We start from the raw sequence: 16,120 nt of genomic DNA, 5'->3' as shown, positions 1-16,120 counted from the left end.
ACTTTCCCGAAGCAACATAGGGCTTCGTCCCGACCACACCACCGTCCGCGTACTGAGACATGCCAATCGTGTTGGGCAGGGTTACCCACTCAACGGAATCAACGAACATCGCCATGTACCAATCATGGACCTGTCGGGGATTGGCGCCGTAGAGTAACGTAAACAGGCCGGTGACCATCAGTCGCTGGATGTGATGAGCATAGCCGTGTTTCAGTAGTTGTTGTACCACCTGGCGGACGCACTGCATTTCCGTCTCGCCTGTCCAGAAGAATGAGGGCAAATCACGATTGGCTTCCAGTTCGTTTCGCGTCTCATAGCCCGGCATGTGAAGCCAGTAGACGCCTCGCATAAACTCACGCCAGCCGAGCACTTGCCGGACAAATCCCTCGACTGCTCCGATTGGCGCATCGCCTGCTTCGTAGGCCTCAACAGCCTTCTCGACGACGACACGCGGATTGATGAGCTTCAGGTTTAGCGCCGTTGAGAGCCGGGCGTGGAACAGGTATGGCTCATCTGTCCACATTGCGTCCTGATAGCGTCCGAACCGGGGCAGCCTGTACTTAACGAAGTCGTCTACTGCGCGTCGTGCGTCTTCGGGGGTTGCGGGCCAGTCGAAATCATCGACCGAGCCAGGAAGCTCGGGATAGCGTTGCTGTACGACATCAATCACCTCGCGAGTGACAGCGTCGGGTTTGAAACCCAGAGGAGAGCGCTCAATGTGAGGACCATCGCGTCCAAACGCGGCACGATTGTCACTGTCAAAATTCCACGCATCGCCTACCGGTTTGTCTCCGCGCATCAGGTAGCCGTACCGTCTTCGCATCTTCCTGTAGAAGTGCTCCAGCACAAGTGTCTTGCGCTCACTGGCCCACTCCGTGAAGTCGTACCGGGAGCAGAAGAAGTGCTTGTCGGGTCGAACCTCAAGCGGGATACCTTCAGCCTGCGCCATGTCCAGGCACGCGCGTTCCAACTCGTAACGACCCGGCTCCGTCATCACAACCCGTTCTGGACTTAGCACCCTGATCTGCTCCTGCAGAAAGCCAATCAGGCTTTCCGTCTCCGGTTCGTCGCCTATCTGACGATAGATGACCTTGTAACCCTGCTCTCGAAGGGCGTCCCGAAAATGGCGCATCGCGGTAAAGAAGAGCACAACGCGCTGCACGTGGTTTGGGTAGCGCTTGACCTCCGCATCAACCTCCGCCATAATGACGACGTCGCTGTCGGGTTCGGCGTCGTCGAATGCTGCGGCGGTGGGGTCAAGTTGGTCGCCCAGAACAAAGATGAGGTTGCGCGCACGAGTCATGAATGTACCATTGTGATCAGCACCCTACTTCGGAGACTACGCCGTACATTTTCAAGTTAATGACCTCTGGTCAATTCCGACGATATTAACCGCTTCAGATGTTTTCCACTGAACCCGTGTCAGAAAATGTGTATTCCGATGTCTCCGCTGTTGCGGTAGTCGGTGCGGGAATTTCCGGCCTTGTGGCTGCCAGAACGTTGTCGGACCACAACGTCCCGGTGCACGTGTTTGACAAAGGGCGGGCTCCCGGGGGTCGGGCGTCGACACGGCGACAGGGCGATTTCGAGTTTGATCACGGGGCCCAGTACTTCACTGCGAGGGACGAGAGGTTCGTTACACAGGTTCGCTCCTGGCTTCGGGACGGAGTCGTCCAGACCTGGGATGGAGAAATTGGAGTAGCCCGCCGTGGCTCGGTTGTGTCGAAAACGACATCTGTCGAGCGCTACGTAGGCGTCCCGCGCATGAGCGCTCTGGCACGGAATCTCTCCTCGGGTATCCGTGCGGACTCCGGCACGTTTGTAGCAGATGTCGAGCGGGTCGGGCATCGATGGAGACTTCTGGATGGAGACAACGAGTCTCTCGGAAATTACGACGCGGTTGTCGTTGCACTTCCGCCGGAGCAGGCGTGCAAGCTACTCACGAGTTCCCCTTCCCTGGCGGACAAGGCATCCTCGGTTGAGATGCAGCCCTGTTGGGCGTCGCTGGTCGTATTCGACAGGCCGCTGTCACTCAAGGCAGACGGGCTGTTCATGGATGACGACATTCTTAGCTGGGCTGCACGAAACAACAGCAAGCCCGGGCGTCCCGAGTACGAATCGTGGGTACTGCACGCATCCCCGGAATGGTCGCAACGTCATATCGGATGGCAGGCAGCGGATGTCGGCTCGGTACTCCTGACGAGCCTTCTCGAAGCATCGGGCGCGCCCGAAACCGCCGTACTGCATTTGAATTCTCACCTGTGGCGATACGCCCAGGCGGCCACTCCCCTGAGCGAGGGCTGTCTGTGGGATGACGCTCTCGCTGTCGGTGCGTGTGGGGACTGGTGTCACGGCTCGCGGATCGAAGGTGCATTTCTCAGCGGACTTTCCGTGGCGGAGCGCGTCCTGGGTCATTCGGGGAGTGGGATCGCGGATGCGGGATGAACAAATGACGTTCGAAGCGTAGATGACAGGCCTGGTGGCGCGGATCAGCTCGGACGCCGAACCAGTTGGCCTACTGAGAGTCAAATGCTGCGCTTGTAGAATTCTGGTGGACAGACATTGACCGTCGAACAGCCAGCGGCGCGGCTTAACGCCGTCACGAAGGATTTTCAGGAAGGCGATCAGCTCCATCGTGTTCTGCGCGGAGTTGATCTCGAGTTGCGCCAGGGCGAGCTCACGGTCCTGTTCGGACGCAGCGGAGCCGGCAAGAGTACGCTTCTCAACCTTCTCGGAGGGCTCGATCGGCCTACGTCTGGCAGTGTAGAGGTCGGCGGAGTCGATGTCTCCGGCATGAACGAGCGGGAGCTCACGCATTTCCGGCGACATCGCATCGGCTTCGTGTTTCAGGCCTTCAACCTGATAAATACACTGACCGTCCTGGAAAACGTGCTGCTTCCGATGGAGCTGGCCGGAAGAGAGAATGGTCGAGAAGCCCGTGCGCGGGCGCTTCTCGATCGGGTCGGCCTTGTCGATCGCGCGCATAGTTACCCCGACCGATTGTCCGGCGGCGAGCAGCAGCGGGTTGCCCTTGTAAGAGCTCTGGCTCACGATCCAGTTCTTGTGCTGGCTGATGAGCCTACGGGCAACCTTGACTATCAGTCTGGTCGTGGCGTAATGCATCTCTTCGTAGAACTTGTGCGCCAGGATGGCAAGACGATGCTCGTGGTCACTCACGACACGGATTTTGTCGAGCGTGCAGACCGGCTGCTGCTCATGCGTGAAGGCAAGGTGATAGAAGCGACCGCCGAATCGGTGGGGCGCTGATGACCAGATTGCTCTTCCGTTCAAGTCTTCGGCATTTCGCACGCCACCCATGGATGCTCCTGCTGTCGATCTCCGGTGTTGCTATCGGAGTCGCCGTTGTTGCCGGAATTGACCTGACCAACCACAGCGCATCGCGGGCGTTTCGGCTCTCGGCCGACGCCGTCACCGGAACGGCTACCCACCAGATCGTCGCGTCGTCCGGAGAACTTCCTGATTCGGTGTACGTCGCGCTGGCAACCGCCCGAACAGGGGTTCGCCTTGCACCACTCATCGAGGGTTACGCGCGCCTTCCGTCGTGCGATCGGCGGATTGTTCGAATCATTGGCATTGATCCTCTGGCCGACGGCGAGGTTCGGGGTCTCGTTCGGCGTACGGATCTCGACCTGGGACGTTTTTTATCGAGTCGCACGGCGCTGGTGGACAGGAATCTCGCGGACCAATGCGGCCTGGAGGCTGATCAAGCGCTTCGGATGCGAATAGACGGGATTGAGAAAGAGGTGACCGTCGGTGGATTTGTGGAAGCGTCCGAGGGAGGCGGCAACAAGGGTTTGACCGGAGTCCTGGTCGTCGATATTTCGACCGGGCAGGAACTGCTGAGCATGGCGGGTAGCCTCTCGCGCATTGACGTCCGGATCGCTGAAGGCGATGCCGGACAGGAAGATATTACGTTGCTCACCTCGCGTCTGCGTGGCGGGCTGGTCATACAGCGGTCGGACAGTCGGACCCAGGTTGTCGGCGATATGACCCGGGCGTTTGAGGTGAACCTGTCCGCGCTCAGCTTGCTCGCGCTGATGGTGGGCATGTTTCTCATCTACAACACGATCACTTTCTCAGTCGTACAGCGCAGGATCTTGATCGGTCGACTTCGGGCCATCGGCGTCTCCCGCCGTCAGGTGTTTCTTATGGTTCTGCTCGAGAGTCTGCTGGTCGGCCTGCCAGCATCTATAGTCGGGCTTGCTCTGGGCGTACTGCTGTCGAAGGGTCTGATAGGCCTGGCTACGCAGACAATCAACGACCTTTACTTCGTACTGACAGTTTCGTCGGTGGACCTTTCCCCGGCCGTGCTTTTGAAGGCCTTGGCTCTTGGCGTACTGGCGACGAGCTTGTCGGCGGTGCCGCCGGCCATGGAGGCAACTTCAGTTGACGTAGCCACAGTGCTTCGGTCGTCCTCACTGGAGTCCAGGGCGCGGCTGGATGCCCGGCGCCTTGCCGTGTTCGCGATCGGACCTCTGATGGTAGCCATCGCTCTGATCGCCTTGTCCGGAAAGAGCGTCTGGACGGGCTACGCCGGACTGTTCTTTGTGATCGTGATGTTTGTGCTGCTGACGCCTGTTGCCGTCACGGTCGGTTGTTATTTCTTGAGGAGGATCTTCGGGTCGGCACTCGGCACTCTCGGCAGGATGGCTGCAAGGGCCATTGTCGCAAGCCTCAGTCGCACCGGGGTTGCAATCGCAGCGCTGGCAGTCGCGGTCGCAGCGACGCTGGCCGTCGGAATCATGGTGAACAGTTTTCGGGGGACTGTCGAGCAGTGGCTTTCTTACACGCTCCAGGCTGACGTCTACGTGCAGCCGCCGCGCGTCATTGCACGGCGCGGCGACAGCCTCATCGAAGCCGCACTCGCCGAAGAGCTGCGTGGACTTCCGGGAGTGAGCGATTCGTACAGCGTCGCACATAAGGCGATTCAGACCGACCTGGGGACAGTAGACGCCGTGGTGATCGAGCCCGGACCTATGACGCCCCGCACGTTTCGTCTACGATCCGGTTCGGAAGACCTCTGGACCCGGCTGGAAGATGAGGACATCCTATTGCTGTCCGAGCCGTTTAGCTATCGACACGACCGTGGCGTGGGCGGTCACATTGAGTTGACTACGCCGGAGGGAATTCGGCGCTTCCGTATTGCCGGAGTGTATGTCGACTACGCGTCTGACGTCGGAACCGTACTGATGGCGAGAAGCACGTTCACACGACACCTCGGCGACCCGGGAATAGCGGGTCTCGCCCTGTACGCCACCCAGGGTGTGGCGGAAAGCGACTTGATACGACAGATCGAGAGTCGAAGCGCCGGCCGTCAGGAGCTGGTCGCTCAATCGAATGCAGCGCTTCGGGGTATTTCCCTCGACATCTTCGACCGCACGTTTGCGATAACGTCCGTGCTCCGCTTGCTCGCAATTGTGGTGGCTTTTATCGGGGTACTGAGCGCATTGATGGCGCTGCAGCTGGAACGATCGAGAGAGATTGCCGTGCTGAGGGCGAATGGAATGTCGGTGGGCCAGGTGTGGGGATACGTGAGTCTTCAGACGGGCGGCATGGGTCTCCTGGCGGGAATACTCTCGGTACCGCTGGGTTCGGTCCTCGCGTTGTTGCTCATTCATGTGATCAATCGCAGATCGTTTGGCTGGACGTTGGAGGTGAGTCTCGATCCAGCCGACATGGTCTACACGATCTTGCTGGCGACGGGGGCCGCGATCCTTGCAGGTCTTTATCCTTCCTGGGTCATGTCGCGTATCAATCCCTCATCAGCTCTCCGGTACGAGTAGACATGCGCGGAATCATTGTGCTACTGGCCGTTCTGGTGTTCGCCTCGGTCACATATCTGTTGTTGATGTCGGGACCGACATCTGAGGATTCGTCAACCACGCTTTCGGTAACGTCGGCGCTCGGCGCGGACACGGTCGGATACCGGCGTGCGGACCGGGTCATACCAATTGTCTTTCCACGAGATCATGGCGCTCACCCTGAATTCAAGACCGAATGGTGGTACTACACAGGCCACCTGCAAGCTCGGGATGGACGTGAGTTCGGCTTTCAGTTTACGATCTTTCGTACGGCGCTGACACCGCCCCCCGACGCAGGCGAAGACGAACGTGTGGACCGATCCACCATTGGTGTTTCCGCCTGGCGGACGAACCAACTGTATACGGGACACCTCGCGCTCACCGACATAGCGCGAGGTGCTTTCTACAGCGAGGAAGTCAACGATCGTGGAGCGACAGGTCTTGCAGGTAGCCGACCTATGCCGGGCAAGATCTGGGTTCGGGACTGGGTCCTTCGTGTCGGTGAGGGGCCATCTCCCAACTTCGACATCAGGGCGCGGGGCGAAGACTTCTCGCTCGATCTGACGCTCGTTCCTGAAAAGCCGGCGGTATTCCACGGCGACCGAGGCCTCAGTCCCAAGAGCTACGACGATCGGAATGCGTCGTACTACTATTCCTACACGCGAATGAGCGCCCGCGGAGCGATCGAAGTCGGTGAAGAGAGGCACTCAGTCTCGGGATCGGCCTGGATGGATCACGAGTGGAGTACGAGTGCGCTGGGGGAGGACCAGATTGGATGGGACTGGTTTTCACTCCAGTTCGTCGACGGACGGGAGCTCATGTATTTCCGGGTTCGCTCGAGGTTGCCCGAGCAGATTCCTTTTGTCGAAGCGACGCTCGTAGCGCCGGACGGAACCCATAACCAGATCTCGGGAGACGACATTCAACTCACGGAGTTGGACTACTGGACCAGCCCCGCGTCCGGGGTACGCTATCCGTCCGAATGGCGCCTTGAGGCTCCGGCGTTGGGCCTGAGCGTTCTTATCACTCCGCGTCTTGACAACCAGGAGATGAATCTTGGAGTGAGGTACTGGGAAGGCGCCGTCGAGGTTCGTGGTGATACCGAGAGGCCTGTCGGGCGCGGATACGTGGAAATGACCGGCCACGACGAGGACGCGACTCCCCGAAGCGACGAGTGAGTGGCTAAAAAACCGGGGGTTTCTATCTCTTTCGTATTCCCGTTGGCAAGATTGACCGCGTCCTCTCAGTCGGTGCTTGCCCGGTAGGCGCGAATCTCGTCGACCTCGAGGCGAAACGGTCCATCTATACCGTCCAGGATGTACAGCCCAAAGCGCTTCACGCTCGACAAGTCGATCGACGGTGCGCTGACGGGTTGACCGAACACGGTCGCGCGGAGCGCGCTGAACGGCACCTGCACCAGTGTCCACTCGTCAGTGGGCTGGAAGGGCGCGCGGCGAGAAACGGTGCGTCCCCTGAGGCGGGTGCCGTCGCCGACCTCGACCTCGAACGTACGCCCGCTACCGCGGACGCGGAGTTCCAGCCCCTCGTAGTCCTTGAGGTCGAAGCCCCGATCCGCACGGACTGAGGTAAACCCACCGCCGCGTGTGACAAGCGTGCCGGTGAACCGCAGAGCTCCGTCGTCAATAGCGACGTATCCCTGAGAACGCCCTCCCATAACGCCATCGTTGACGACCTGCCAGGATGTCTCATCGGCGGTATTGAAGTTGAAGAGCACCACTGAATCAGAGACCTCCGTGGATTTACGGGGAGGTTCTGCATCCATTGCCAGTGCCAGGATGAGGATCGTCAGAATGTAGAAGGACATGGCGCGGTACGTTGAGTTGGGGCACTTGGACCGGGCGATCACGCGTCATGTTTCCGTCATCCGGCAAAACAGCCTCATAGCCTATAGCATTGCAACCTTTGCACACATTCCCTATCGTCTGGACCCGAACACCAATTCCAAGCGAGAATCCCATGAGCGACAAAGAGCAAATTCAGGAGACGATTCAGACCTACTTCGACTCGATGTATGAATCCAGTGCGGACAAGGCGCACGCGGCGTTTCACCCAAACGCGAAGATCACTGGCTACCTGGAAGACGGACTTCATGAAATGTCGGTCGACGATTTCGCCGGCTTCGTTGCAAGTCAACAACCCTCTCCGAAGGAGAAAGGCGAACCGGCCCGACTCGAAATCCTGTCGTTGGAGGTTGCAGGAAGCACGGCCGCGGTCCGCGTGCGCGACGACTACCTTGGCATGACGTTTCTCGACTCGATATCTCTACTCAAATCGGATGGCAAGTGGAGCATCTACAACAAGCTGTTCCACGTCGAAGGTGAGTCGGGGTAGGGCTGATGGCGCACAACTGAGACCAAAGAACTCCAACAGGACCGGCTGATAAGGCTTCGTCCTTCGGGATACTATGTTAAGCCCCAGGGGCACGAAGTACGCGAGGTGGCCACGACCACGCCCAGACGGGTTCAGCTGTTCGTCGGGCAACCAGGGGTCATACCAACCTTCTCACCAGCAAGGACAACGATCTCTCCTACTATGTCGGTGTCGGTGAGTCCGCATGTGACCACCTCGACCTGACTGTCGAACATGGCGTTTGTGCCGACGACCAACAACCGATTGCCGGTAACCTTGATCGAGAATCGCCCGTTCTGATTTACGTACGTGTCGTCAACGCCCGGATATCCCAGCGCTGCCAGCGTGGCACCCTTGAACTTGTCGGGGTCTGCCGCATGCTTTGGTCCCTGGCCTCCCAACAGTTGGGGCTTCTGTTTCCAGGCCTGAGCGTCCATCGCTATTCGGAGCGCGTCCTGAATCATGGCGTCGGCGTTAGCCCTGGCGGAGTTCACGCCGAAGGCACGAATCCCGGTAGTGATCGCCAGGCCGACGATCGTAGTCGCGAGAACCAGTAGAACGAGTTGCTGCTGCCCCATACGATATATCCGATCAGATCGGAGGACCTATGATGATGCTCAACCCGACTGCCGTGTGCCGTGGCCGAAAGTGAGCCGGACTCGCCATCCGGCTCGCCGGGACAGGGCGCATCGGGGCGTCTATCTTATAACGAAGACGTTCGCCAAAATCGCACCAGGCAGGAGGCCGGGTTCCGCAATCGACAAGACCTGCAACAGGCCAATACACAACCTGCTACGCCGCCTAAGCAGGAAACCGGCGCAAGCGGGCGAAAATGAAGCCAGCCTTGTTTGGCAGCGCGCAGACAAGCGCTATCATATTCTCTGCCCCATTACTCGTCGGCTGTGCCTCCTTTCTGGCATGTAGGTAGGGCGCGGAACCGTGTTTTGTCGGAGCAAGATCATAACTCGTCGATTCTGCGAAAGAGGGGTGGCAGTTACATTCCGGATCAGATTTGGTCAACTTCAACCCATTCGTCAATAGCCACGTCGCATGAAATCGATGCTTTCTCATTACACGTCAAGGGTAGCCTTCCCGCTGATGCTGTTACTGCTCGCCGGTACGAGTGCACTGGTGTTTCCGGCGTGCTCAAGCTCAGAGACCGAAGAGGCAATCTCAGTAACCGTCGTGCTCCTGGGTACTGGATCGGGTACCGTGACTTCAAGTCACCCACACGCTGACATCAATTGTACGATCACGTTGGGAACGACGTCGGGTTCTTGTTCCGACGCCTTCGACGACCTGGAGGGAAACCCGTCCCTCATGCTGACGGCAACGGCGCAGCCCGGAAGCGTGTTTGTCAACTGGGGTGCCTGCCCGTCCGTACAAGGCAACGTTTGTACGATCGACGTGACCGAGCCCGAAGCGTGGGTCATAACTGCAGGTTTCAATTTGCAGTAACGGCATTAGACTGTGCAGCCTTAGCACCAGAGAGGAGGAGTTGTCAGGTGGGCGCAAGAGTTACATGTCATGATCATGCATCTGATGCCGTCGCGCGCCGAGAGGGCCGCGGCCAACGTGTGTAGACGTGAGCGGCCTGGCAATGGCAGGCTAACGACCGCCTTCAATCTCCTTCTCAAGCCGTTCCACGTCGTCGCCGTCTGCCTGCATTACGTAAACCGCAAAGGAGCCGCCGCGATTCGAAACGAAAACGATTCGCGTGCCGTCGGGAGACCACTTGGCCATAATATCGACACTTGCGTCATCAGTCAGATTCTGGACGTTGGCTCCGTCTCTGTCCATTACATATACGTCGTCAGGCCCGTTACGCCGCGATGCAAATAGAATCTGTTTACCATCAGGGGACCATGCCGGAAGATGATCTCGCGCCGGATGATTGGTCACATTTTGAAGCGGCCCTCCTGCCTTATCCATGACGACAATATCTCGATTGTCGTCCGCTCTTTGCTCCATCACGATGTATCTGCCGTCTGGAGACCAGGAAGCATAGTATTCGTCGTCGGGAGTTTCCGTGAGTCGTCGCAAGCGGGTTCCGTCAACCGCCACCTCATACAGTTCGGCATTATCGTCGCGTTCAGCGGGACGACCGAGATGACGATTAACGTTGCTTCCACCTCGGGCGGGCCTGCCGTCGACAAGACGGTTCATATCATGGTGAGTGATCCATCGGTTGCGCGGGTCACGCCGAACGCAGCCAGGACTGACGTGGCGGGCGATGTGAAGGCGGTGCTGGAAGCGTTAGGTGTCGGTGATTTCGACGTGACTGCCCGATCGACGGGCTACGCCTCTACCTCCGCTGCTGTCAACGTGCAGCCCGTTGGGGTTGAGGAGTCCGTCCCGCGCGAGGTGCAACGCGATGATGTTGTCTTGCGGGCCAACTATCCGAATCCGTTCAGGATTGCCACGACCATCAGATACTCACTTCAGCGGTCGGAAGAAGTGACACTTACTGTCTACGATCTTCTTGGCCGGCGGATCGATGTGCTTTACTCCGGTCCGAGACCGCCGGGCGAATACGCCACTAGATTCGATGCGTCCGACCTCGCAGCAGGTATCTACTTCTGCCGGCTGACAGCCGGAACTCAGTCACGGGTATCGACTCTGGTCGTTGCGCGGTGACGCGGTGCGTTGCGGCGGTCGCGATACGGAGGACACTGGCGGATTGGCGACCATGAGTCGTGCACCCGCGAGGTTGAGCCAAGGGGAGTCGAACCCCTGACCTCTGCAGTGCCACTGCGGAGGCCAGGGGCTCCATACTGTTGCGGGACAGAATAATATCGGTAGAGTCGATCTGGCAGGGTACACGTAGTTTGTACCGATGAGACGCGGCTCAGCGTCCCTCAGCGTCGCTCACTCCTTTCGTTCCCTCACAGGACATCGACGAAGCTGGCGCGAAAAGCGCGAGCATCGGTTCGGTCGGTGCGCAGTTTCGACAAGACGCCTGATCTGTTTACCACTGATAGGCCCACTTGTCAGAGTAGTGGCAGCTAAACGTAGCCTGTCCCGAGGGTGTAAGTACTGCCGACCACTTGACTGTGAACAGAAGGTCCGCCCCCGTCTCCCAGTTCGGTTCGGGTCCAAGAACCAGACAGGGGTACGGTGGCTCATCAATCGTGCCGGCCCATCCCTCAATTAACCCGATGCCTGGATTGTAGGCATCCCAATGAACGACCTCACCAGTAAGATTGGGCACACCTGACGCCTGCACGACCGCCAGGGCATTGCCATTGCGACTATAGGTGGCAATCTGGTTCCGACAGTCAACCAAGAAGAATTCTCCGATTTCGTCTAGCACGCCACACTCGGGGTCTGGAATGTGTCGGACCGCTCCCTTGCCGCTGGCGCCCAGGACAAATGTCCCCGGTGCCGGCAACACAATCTTCGCTGCTGCTGCGGTGATCGTACCTGATTCGACCTCAAGAGAAGTGGTTGGAGCGTCGGAGCAACTTCCCAGGGCCAGGGCGAGAACAAAAACGCAAACGGTCGATAAAATTCTCATAGAGATACCTCCTACCGTATTCGTACGGAATGCTAGGGTTGTCTTGGGAAAGGCCTGGCGTCTGTGAAAGGGAGCCGGGCCTTTTCGTTTGTCGGCTTAATACTGAGAAGAAGGGGATGTTACCGAAAGGAATTGCCTGTTTAGTTGGTGGGCGTTCTCCTCTCATTACCAAGGATCAGGTGGCTAAGCCCTCGTTGTCGTAGCGTATGACCTTCGCACGATCACCTGCCGCCGCCCTCCTCCGGCGTTTATCTCTATCGCCTCGAGTCTGGGGACTACGTCGAGCCGCGATAGTAGCGGTGAATGTATCGCTTGCGAATTATTGACATACCCTCTCGGCTGCCGAAGCCGGCGGGACTTCCGGTTTCGGGGATTCCCCTCTTGACAGGAAGGATCCTTCTACCGACCGTCACCCTGCGGCCAGCCGCGCCGCGAACGCAAAACCAACGGCAAGACAGTTAGCAGGAGGTTTGTGATGAAGTTGCTTGTTTTCGGGGCAACGGGGGGCACGGGAAGAGAACTGGTAAAGCAGGCTCTCGACGCCGATCATTTCGTTTCGGCATACGTTCGCGATCCGGCCAAGGTTAAAGACTTGCAGCACGAACGCTTGAGTTTTGAGAGCGGCGACGTGCTAGATTCGGCCACGGTGAGAACCGCCGTCGCAGGACAAGACGCCGTACTCTCGACCATCGGCGCTGGCGCGAGCCCGACTACGCTTCGAGAGGAGGGAACGCGAAATGTCGTTGAGGCTATGGAGCAGACAGGCGTCAAGCGTTTCGTCAGTCTATCCTCACTTGGCGTGGGGGATAGTCGAAGCAACTTGGCGTTCTTCACCAGGTACATTGTCGTGGCGATATTCCTGCGGCACGCGTTCGCTGACCACGAGCGCCAGGAAGCCGTCGTGAAGCAGAGTTCGTTGGATTGGACCATCGTCCGCCCACCTCATCTGAAGGACGGACCACGTACAGGTGTCTATCGGGATGGTTTTTCCACCCGGGACCGGCGAATCAAAGGTTGGATATCACGTGCCGATGTTGCCGATTTCATGCTGAGTCAACTCGACGACGATAGGTACCTGCGCAAGACGCCGGGCGTGTCATACCAGGGGCGTGGCGTTCACGACAGGCCGGGGACTTCGTCGAGGGGAAGGGGATGGTGGTGCGTTGATAGGCCAACGCTGATCGACAAGAACGTATGGAGTACGACCAGTGAGTAAGAGAAACGTGGTTGTGGCAGTAGCCTGCGACTATTCCATAAGAGCGGAGACAGAGACGTTCTATGCCAGGCACCGCTTGATTGAACTACACGCACGATTTGAATGACGAAGACCGAAGGCCGCTCGATATTGAGGATTGTTCTCGTCTGGATCTGCACAGCGATTCTGTTCGGGGCCAACCACACAGTCGCCCAGGGGCACGAAGACTGGAGTCGCCACCTGGGCATCTACGAAGTGAACGTTCGCCAGTACTCGGCCGACGGCACGTTCGCGGGATTCTCGGAGCATCTCGACCGTCTGGAGCGTCTCGGTGTCGGCATCCTGTGGTTCATGCCGATCCATCCCATCGGACAGCTGGAGCGTCTGGGCAGTCTGGGAAGCTACTATTCCGTGCGCGACCATCTCGCCGTGAACCCGGAGTTCGGTACGCTGGAGGAATTTCGGGCGCTGGTACGGGACGTCCATGAACGCGGCATGTACGTGATCATGGACTGGGTCGGCAACCACACGGCGTGGGACCACGTGTTGACAACAACCCAGCCCGAGTGGTTTGCAAAGGACGTCAGCGGCAACTTCATCCCGCCGCCCGGGACGAACTGGTCGGACGTCATTGAGCTCGACTACTCGAAGCAGGGGCTTCGGGACTACATGATCGACGCGATGAAGTTCTGGGCACTGGATGTCGGAGTGGACGGTTTCCGTTGTGATGCAGTGAGCTTCATGCCGCCCGACTTCTGGGTGCACGCCATAAACGAGTTGAGGGCCGCGAAGCCCGGACTGTTGATGCTTGCCGAAGCGGACGATCCGGCTTGGCATGACCGCGGATTCGATATGACGTACGGGTGGGGTCTATACGGCTTCGGCGGAGGAGTCCTGAAGAGAATCGCTGACGGGATCGACACCGCGTCGAGTGCCTCCGTCTACGCCGCCAACGAAGCGATGGTGTACAATTCAGAGGCCTACCGCATGTATTTCACCTCGAATCACGACGAGAACTCGTGGCATGGCACTACGCGCGAACTGTTCGGCGACGCGGCAGAGGTATTCGCTGTGCTGACGTCCAGCTTCAACGGGATGCCGCTCGTCTACAGTGGACAGGAGGCCGGGCTCGACAGGCGGCTTGCCTTCTTCGATCGCGATCCGATCGTGTGGCGGGATCATCCGAACTCCGATCTGTATGAGGCACTGCTGCGACTGAAGCGAGACAACCGAGCACTCTGGAATGGTCGGCACGGGGCGCCGCTCGAGAGGATCTTTACGTCAGACAACAGCAATGTCTTTGCGTTTGTACGCGAGGTGGACACCGACATCGTAGTCGTGGTTGTCAACCTATCAGATCAGCCACGGGGCGTGACGCTCAGCGGCACGCGTACACCGGGCACATACCAGGATGCCTTTTCGGGACAGAACGTGACGCTGGATGCCGGCGCGGCAGTGAATCTGGACCCCTGGGGGTATGTCGTCTACCATGCGGGTGGCTCCGCGACGGGGTTGGAAGGTGCGTTGGGCGGGCAGGCAGGTATGTCGCTGTCGTCACCTTATCCCAACCCGGTGCGCGCACGAGCGAGAGCAGCGTACTCGCTGCGTCGTGCTTCGGAGGTGAGTGTCTCGGTCTTCGACGTGTTGGGTCGGCAGGTCACGGTACTCGCCTCCGGCACCCAGCCGGCGGGCACGTACGAGATGTCGTTCGACGCCACGGGTCTCCCCTCTGGTGTCTACTTCTACCGGCTCGAGACCGAGGACTATGTCGAGACGAAGCGGATAGTCGTGGTGAAGTAGGACAGGCACTATAACGCCTGCGCGTCTGGATCCTAATCAGACACGTCGTGCACACGTCTCGATGGCGCGTGCCGTCCAGATCTTGACACCGTGCTGCATTTCAGCAAGTGCAGCATCCACACTATCAGGCCGAGTATCGAAGAGCGACTGAAGTAATAGCTACCGTACTTGTAACGGAACGGTAAGTGGAGCGCCATCTTCTTGATGTCTCTTCTGGGCAGTGATGACAGAATAGGACCATCGGCACTGAAAGGATGTTCGGGCCAATTGAGACAAGAAATCTGTTGACCGTCGGCCATTATTTGCCGACTCAGCCCGATCTCGCCCTCGACAACAACATCGAGGCGATCAGCACGCCTACTGCCCGGATAGTCCTTGACCATTGTACCCAGGTGCTTCCACTGACTCAGGTAGATGTATGACTGAACGTGGGGGGTGTCCTCGACGTCTGGTCTTAAGGGGTGTCCGATGAGGTTGATAGTGCTTCCGACGTGTCCTGTAGCAGGGTGTCGATTGTACTGGTCTACGTATTGCTGGTACCAGTTTTCGGCAAGCGGCCCGAAGGCACTGCGGTTTCTTACCATGACATAGTCGCTCTCATGTACGATGCCAGAGATGTCATTCAAGGCGACGGCTGCAGAGCTGAAATCTCGACCCAGGTTTCCTTTCCACAAGACCCCTCGTACGTCCAGCCAGGGACAATCTCTGGTGCAGTCCACAAGTCTCTCGACTAAAGCCAGATCGAATGCGGAGACAGACCGAGCACGACCAACGATGATCGTGAGCAGTCCGGTCTGGACTCCCGGAGATCGACGAGCCATATTCCGAAAATGCAGGTAGTCTGTTGCGAAGCGCTTGTCGTTCGCCGTCAGGTATGCAAGGTGAAAGCGGTTCACATCGTCAGGCGTTGAGCATCATTCATTCATATTGACGGGCGCATAATCGGCGAAGCTCTGGCCCAGTCGAAAACATACGGAACTGCGGCGCGATGCTTATGGATGCCGTGCGCAAGGAGATTACGGGGGAAGAGTTCCGGGAGTCCCTGGAGACGTTGGAGTAGAATTGTTCACACCTCAACCCTGGTGTCTACCATTCCGGGTACCACGTGCGGAATCTGGACCTCGCACCGCTCGTCAAACCACTGCGGCTCGCTAACCTCAGCCAACCGTTTCTTAATAACCGGAACGAGGCGGCTGGCGTGTACATACGAGAGCGAGGCCACCGCCGATTAGTAGAGCATATGGTACAATAGTGTGCTAAGATCAGTCATCACAAGAAGCCCATTGGGCTCATTTGTCGTAATCAACTACCTGATTTCCTGGACATTTCTGTATCCATGTTATCAGGCGATCTTGAGTGCCGAGGAAGGTACGTTTCCGCCACTGGCACTCATCGGATTAATAGGAGCATTTGGGC

The 16,120-nt window shown here is 58.4% G+C and carries 15 protein-coding genes; 9 read left to right on the top strand and 6 right to left on the bottom strand.

What is annotated here, in order from left to right; genetic code table 11:
* On the bottom strand, positions 1–1,303 hold a 1,303-nt coding region (locus HKN37_12535; protein NNE47473.1), incomplete at its 3' end, for a cryptochrome/photolyase family protein.
* A gap of 98 nt (positions 1,304–1,401) precedes the next feature.
* Here HKN37_12535 and HKN37_12530 point away from each other — a divergent pair.
* From HKN37_12530 to HKN37_12515, 4 genes are all read left to right on the top strand, one after another.
* Complete coding sequence (locus tag HKN37_12530; GenBank protein ID NNE47472.1) at positions 1,402–2,445, top strand: FAD-dependent oxidoreductase; 1,044 nt, start codon at positions 1,402–1,404, stop codon at positions 2,443–2,445.
* Positions 2,446–2,562: 117 nt separating this feature from the next.
* On the top strand, positions 2,563–3,267 hold the full coding sequence (locus HKN37_12525; GenBank protein NNE47471.1) for an ABC transporter ATP-binding protein: 705 nt from the start codon (positions 2,563–2,565) through the stop codon (positions 3,265–3,267).
* Positions 3,267–5,804, top strand: coding sequence for an FtsX-like permease family protein (locus HKN37_12520; protein ID NNE47470.1), 2,538 nt, complete (start codon positions 3,267–3,269; stop codon positions 5,802–5,804). The genes HKN37_12525 and HKN37_12520 overlap by 1 nt, the downstream gene beginning before the upstream one ends.
* A gap of 2 nt (positions 5,805–5,806) precedes the next feature.
* Positions 5,807–7,000, top strand: coding sequence for a carotenoid 1,2-hydratase (locus HKN37_12515; protein ID NNE47469.1), 1,194 nt, complete (start codon positions 5,807–5,809; stop codon positions 6,998–7,000).
* 65 nt (positions 7,001–7,065) lie between these two features.
* Here HKN37_12515 and HKN37_12510 read toward each other — a convergent pair whose 3' ends face one another.
* Positions 7,066–7,647: a CIA30 family protein gene (locus HKN37_12510; protein NNE47468.1), complete on the bottom strand. Its 582-nt coding sequence runs from the start codon at positions 7,645–7,647 to the stop codon at positions 7,066–7,068.
* 152 nt (positions 7,648–7,799) lie between these two features.
* On the opposite strand from HKN37_12510, the gene HKN37_12505 reads away from it, so the two are divergent.
* A complete protein-coding gene (locus tag HKN37_12505) occupies positions 7,800–8,174 on the top strand; it encodes a nuclear transport factor 2 family protein (protein ID NNE47467.1) in 375 nt (124 codons plus the stop codon).
* Positions 8,175–8,305: 131 nt separating this feature from the next.
* Here HKN37_12505 and HKN37_12500 read toward each other — a convergent pair whose 3' ends face one another.
* A complete protein-coding gene (locus HKN37_12500) occupies positions 8,306–8,770 on the bottom strand; it encodes a hypothetical protein (GenBank protein ID NNE47466.1) in 465 nt (154 codons plus the stop codon).
* Positions 8,771–9,242: 472 nt separating this feature from the next.
* Between HKN37_12500 and HKN37_12495 the strand changes: the two genes are divergently transcribed.
* Positions 9,243–9,650, top strand: coding sequence for a hypothetical protein (locus tag HKN37_12495; GenBank protein NNE47465.1), 408 nt, complete (start codon positions 9,243–9,245; stop codon positions 9,648–9,650).
* Between the two features lie 150 nt (positions 9,651–9,800).
* Here HKN37_12495 and HKN37_12490 read toward each other — a convergent pair whose 3' ends face one another.
* The gene (locus HKN37_12490) at positions 9,801–10,235 is read right to left on the bottom strand and encodes a hypothetical protein (protein ID NNE47464.1); all 435 of its coding nucleotides are present in this window, start codon (positions 10,233–10,235) and stop codon (positions 9,801–9,803) included.
* Between the two features lie 66 nt (positions 10,236–10,301).
* On the opposite strand from HKN37_12490, the gene HKN37_12485 reads away from it, so the two are divergent.
* Positions 10,302–10,829: a T9SS type A sorting domain-containing protein gene (locus HKN37_12485; protein ID NNE47463.1), complete on the top strand. Its 528-nt coding sequence runs from the start codon at positions 10,302–10,304 to the stop codon at positions 10,827–10,829.
* A gap of 331 nt (positions 10,830–11,160) precedes the next feature.
* Here HKN37_12485 and HKN37_12480 read toward each other — a convergent pair whose 3' ends face one another.
* The gene (locus HKN37_12480; protein NNE47462.1) at positions 11,161–11,709 is read right to left on the bottom strand and encodes a hypothetical protein; all 549 of its coding nucleotides are present in this window, start codon (positions 11,707–11,709) and stop codon (positions 11,161–11,163) included.
* Between the two features lie 475 nt (positions 11,710–12,184).
* On the opposite strand from HKN37_12480, the gene HKN37_12475 reads away from it, so the two are divergent.
* Together HKN37_12475 and HKN37_12470 are read left to right on the top strand one after the other, a co-directional pair.
* A complete protein-coding gene (locus tag HKN37_12475; protein ID NNE47461.1) occupies positions 12,185–12,925 on the top strand; it encodes an SDR family oxidoreductase in 741 nt (246 codons plus the stop codon).
* A gap of 102 nt (positions 12,926–13,027) precedes the next feature.
* The gene (locus tag HKN37_12470; GenBank protein ID NNE47460.1) at positions 13,028–14,704 is read left to right on the top strand and encodes a T9SS type A sorting domain-containing protein; all 1,677 of its coding nucleotides are present in this window, start codon (positions 13,028–13,030) and stop codon (positions 14,702–14,704) included.
* Positions 14,705–14,736: 32 nt separating this feature from the next.
* Here HKN37_12470 and HKN37_12465 read toward each other — a convergent pair whose 3' ends face one another.
* Positions 14,737–15,600 carry a hypothetical protein gene (locus HKN37_12465; GenBank protein ID NNE47459.1) on the bottom strand — a complete coding sequence of 288 codons (864 nt, stop codon included), beginning with the start codon at positions 15,598–15,600 and terminating at the stop codon, positions 14,737–14,739.
* Between the last annotated feature and the right edge of the window lie 520 nt (positions 15,601–16,120).

It is taken from the genome of Rhodothermales bacterium (assembly GCA_013002345.1).
Taxonomy (GTDB): Bacteria; Bacteroidota; Rhodothermia; order Rhodothermales; family JABDKH01; genus JABDKH01.
Note: the sequence above shows the minus strand (reverse complement) of the source record. Positions and strands in the feature narration are given on the sequence as shown.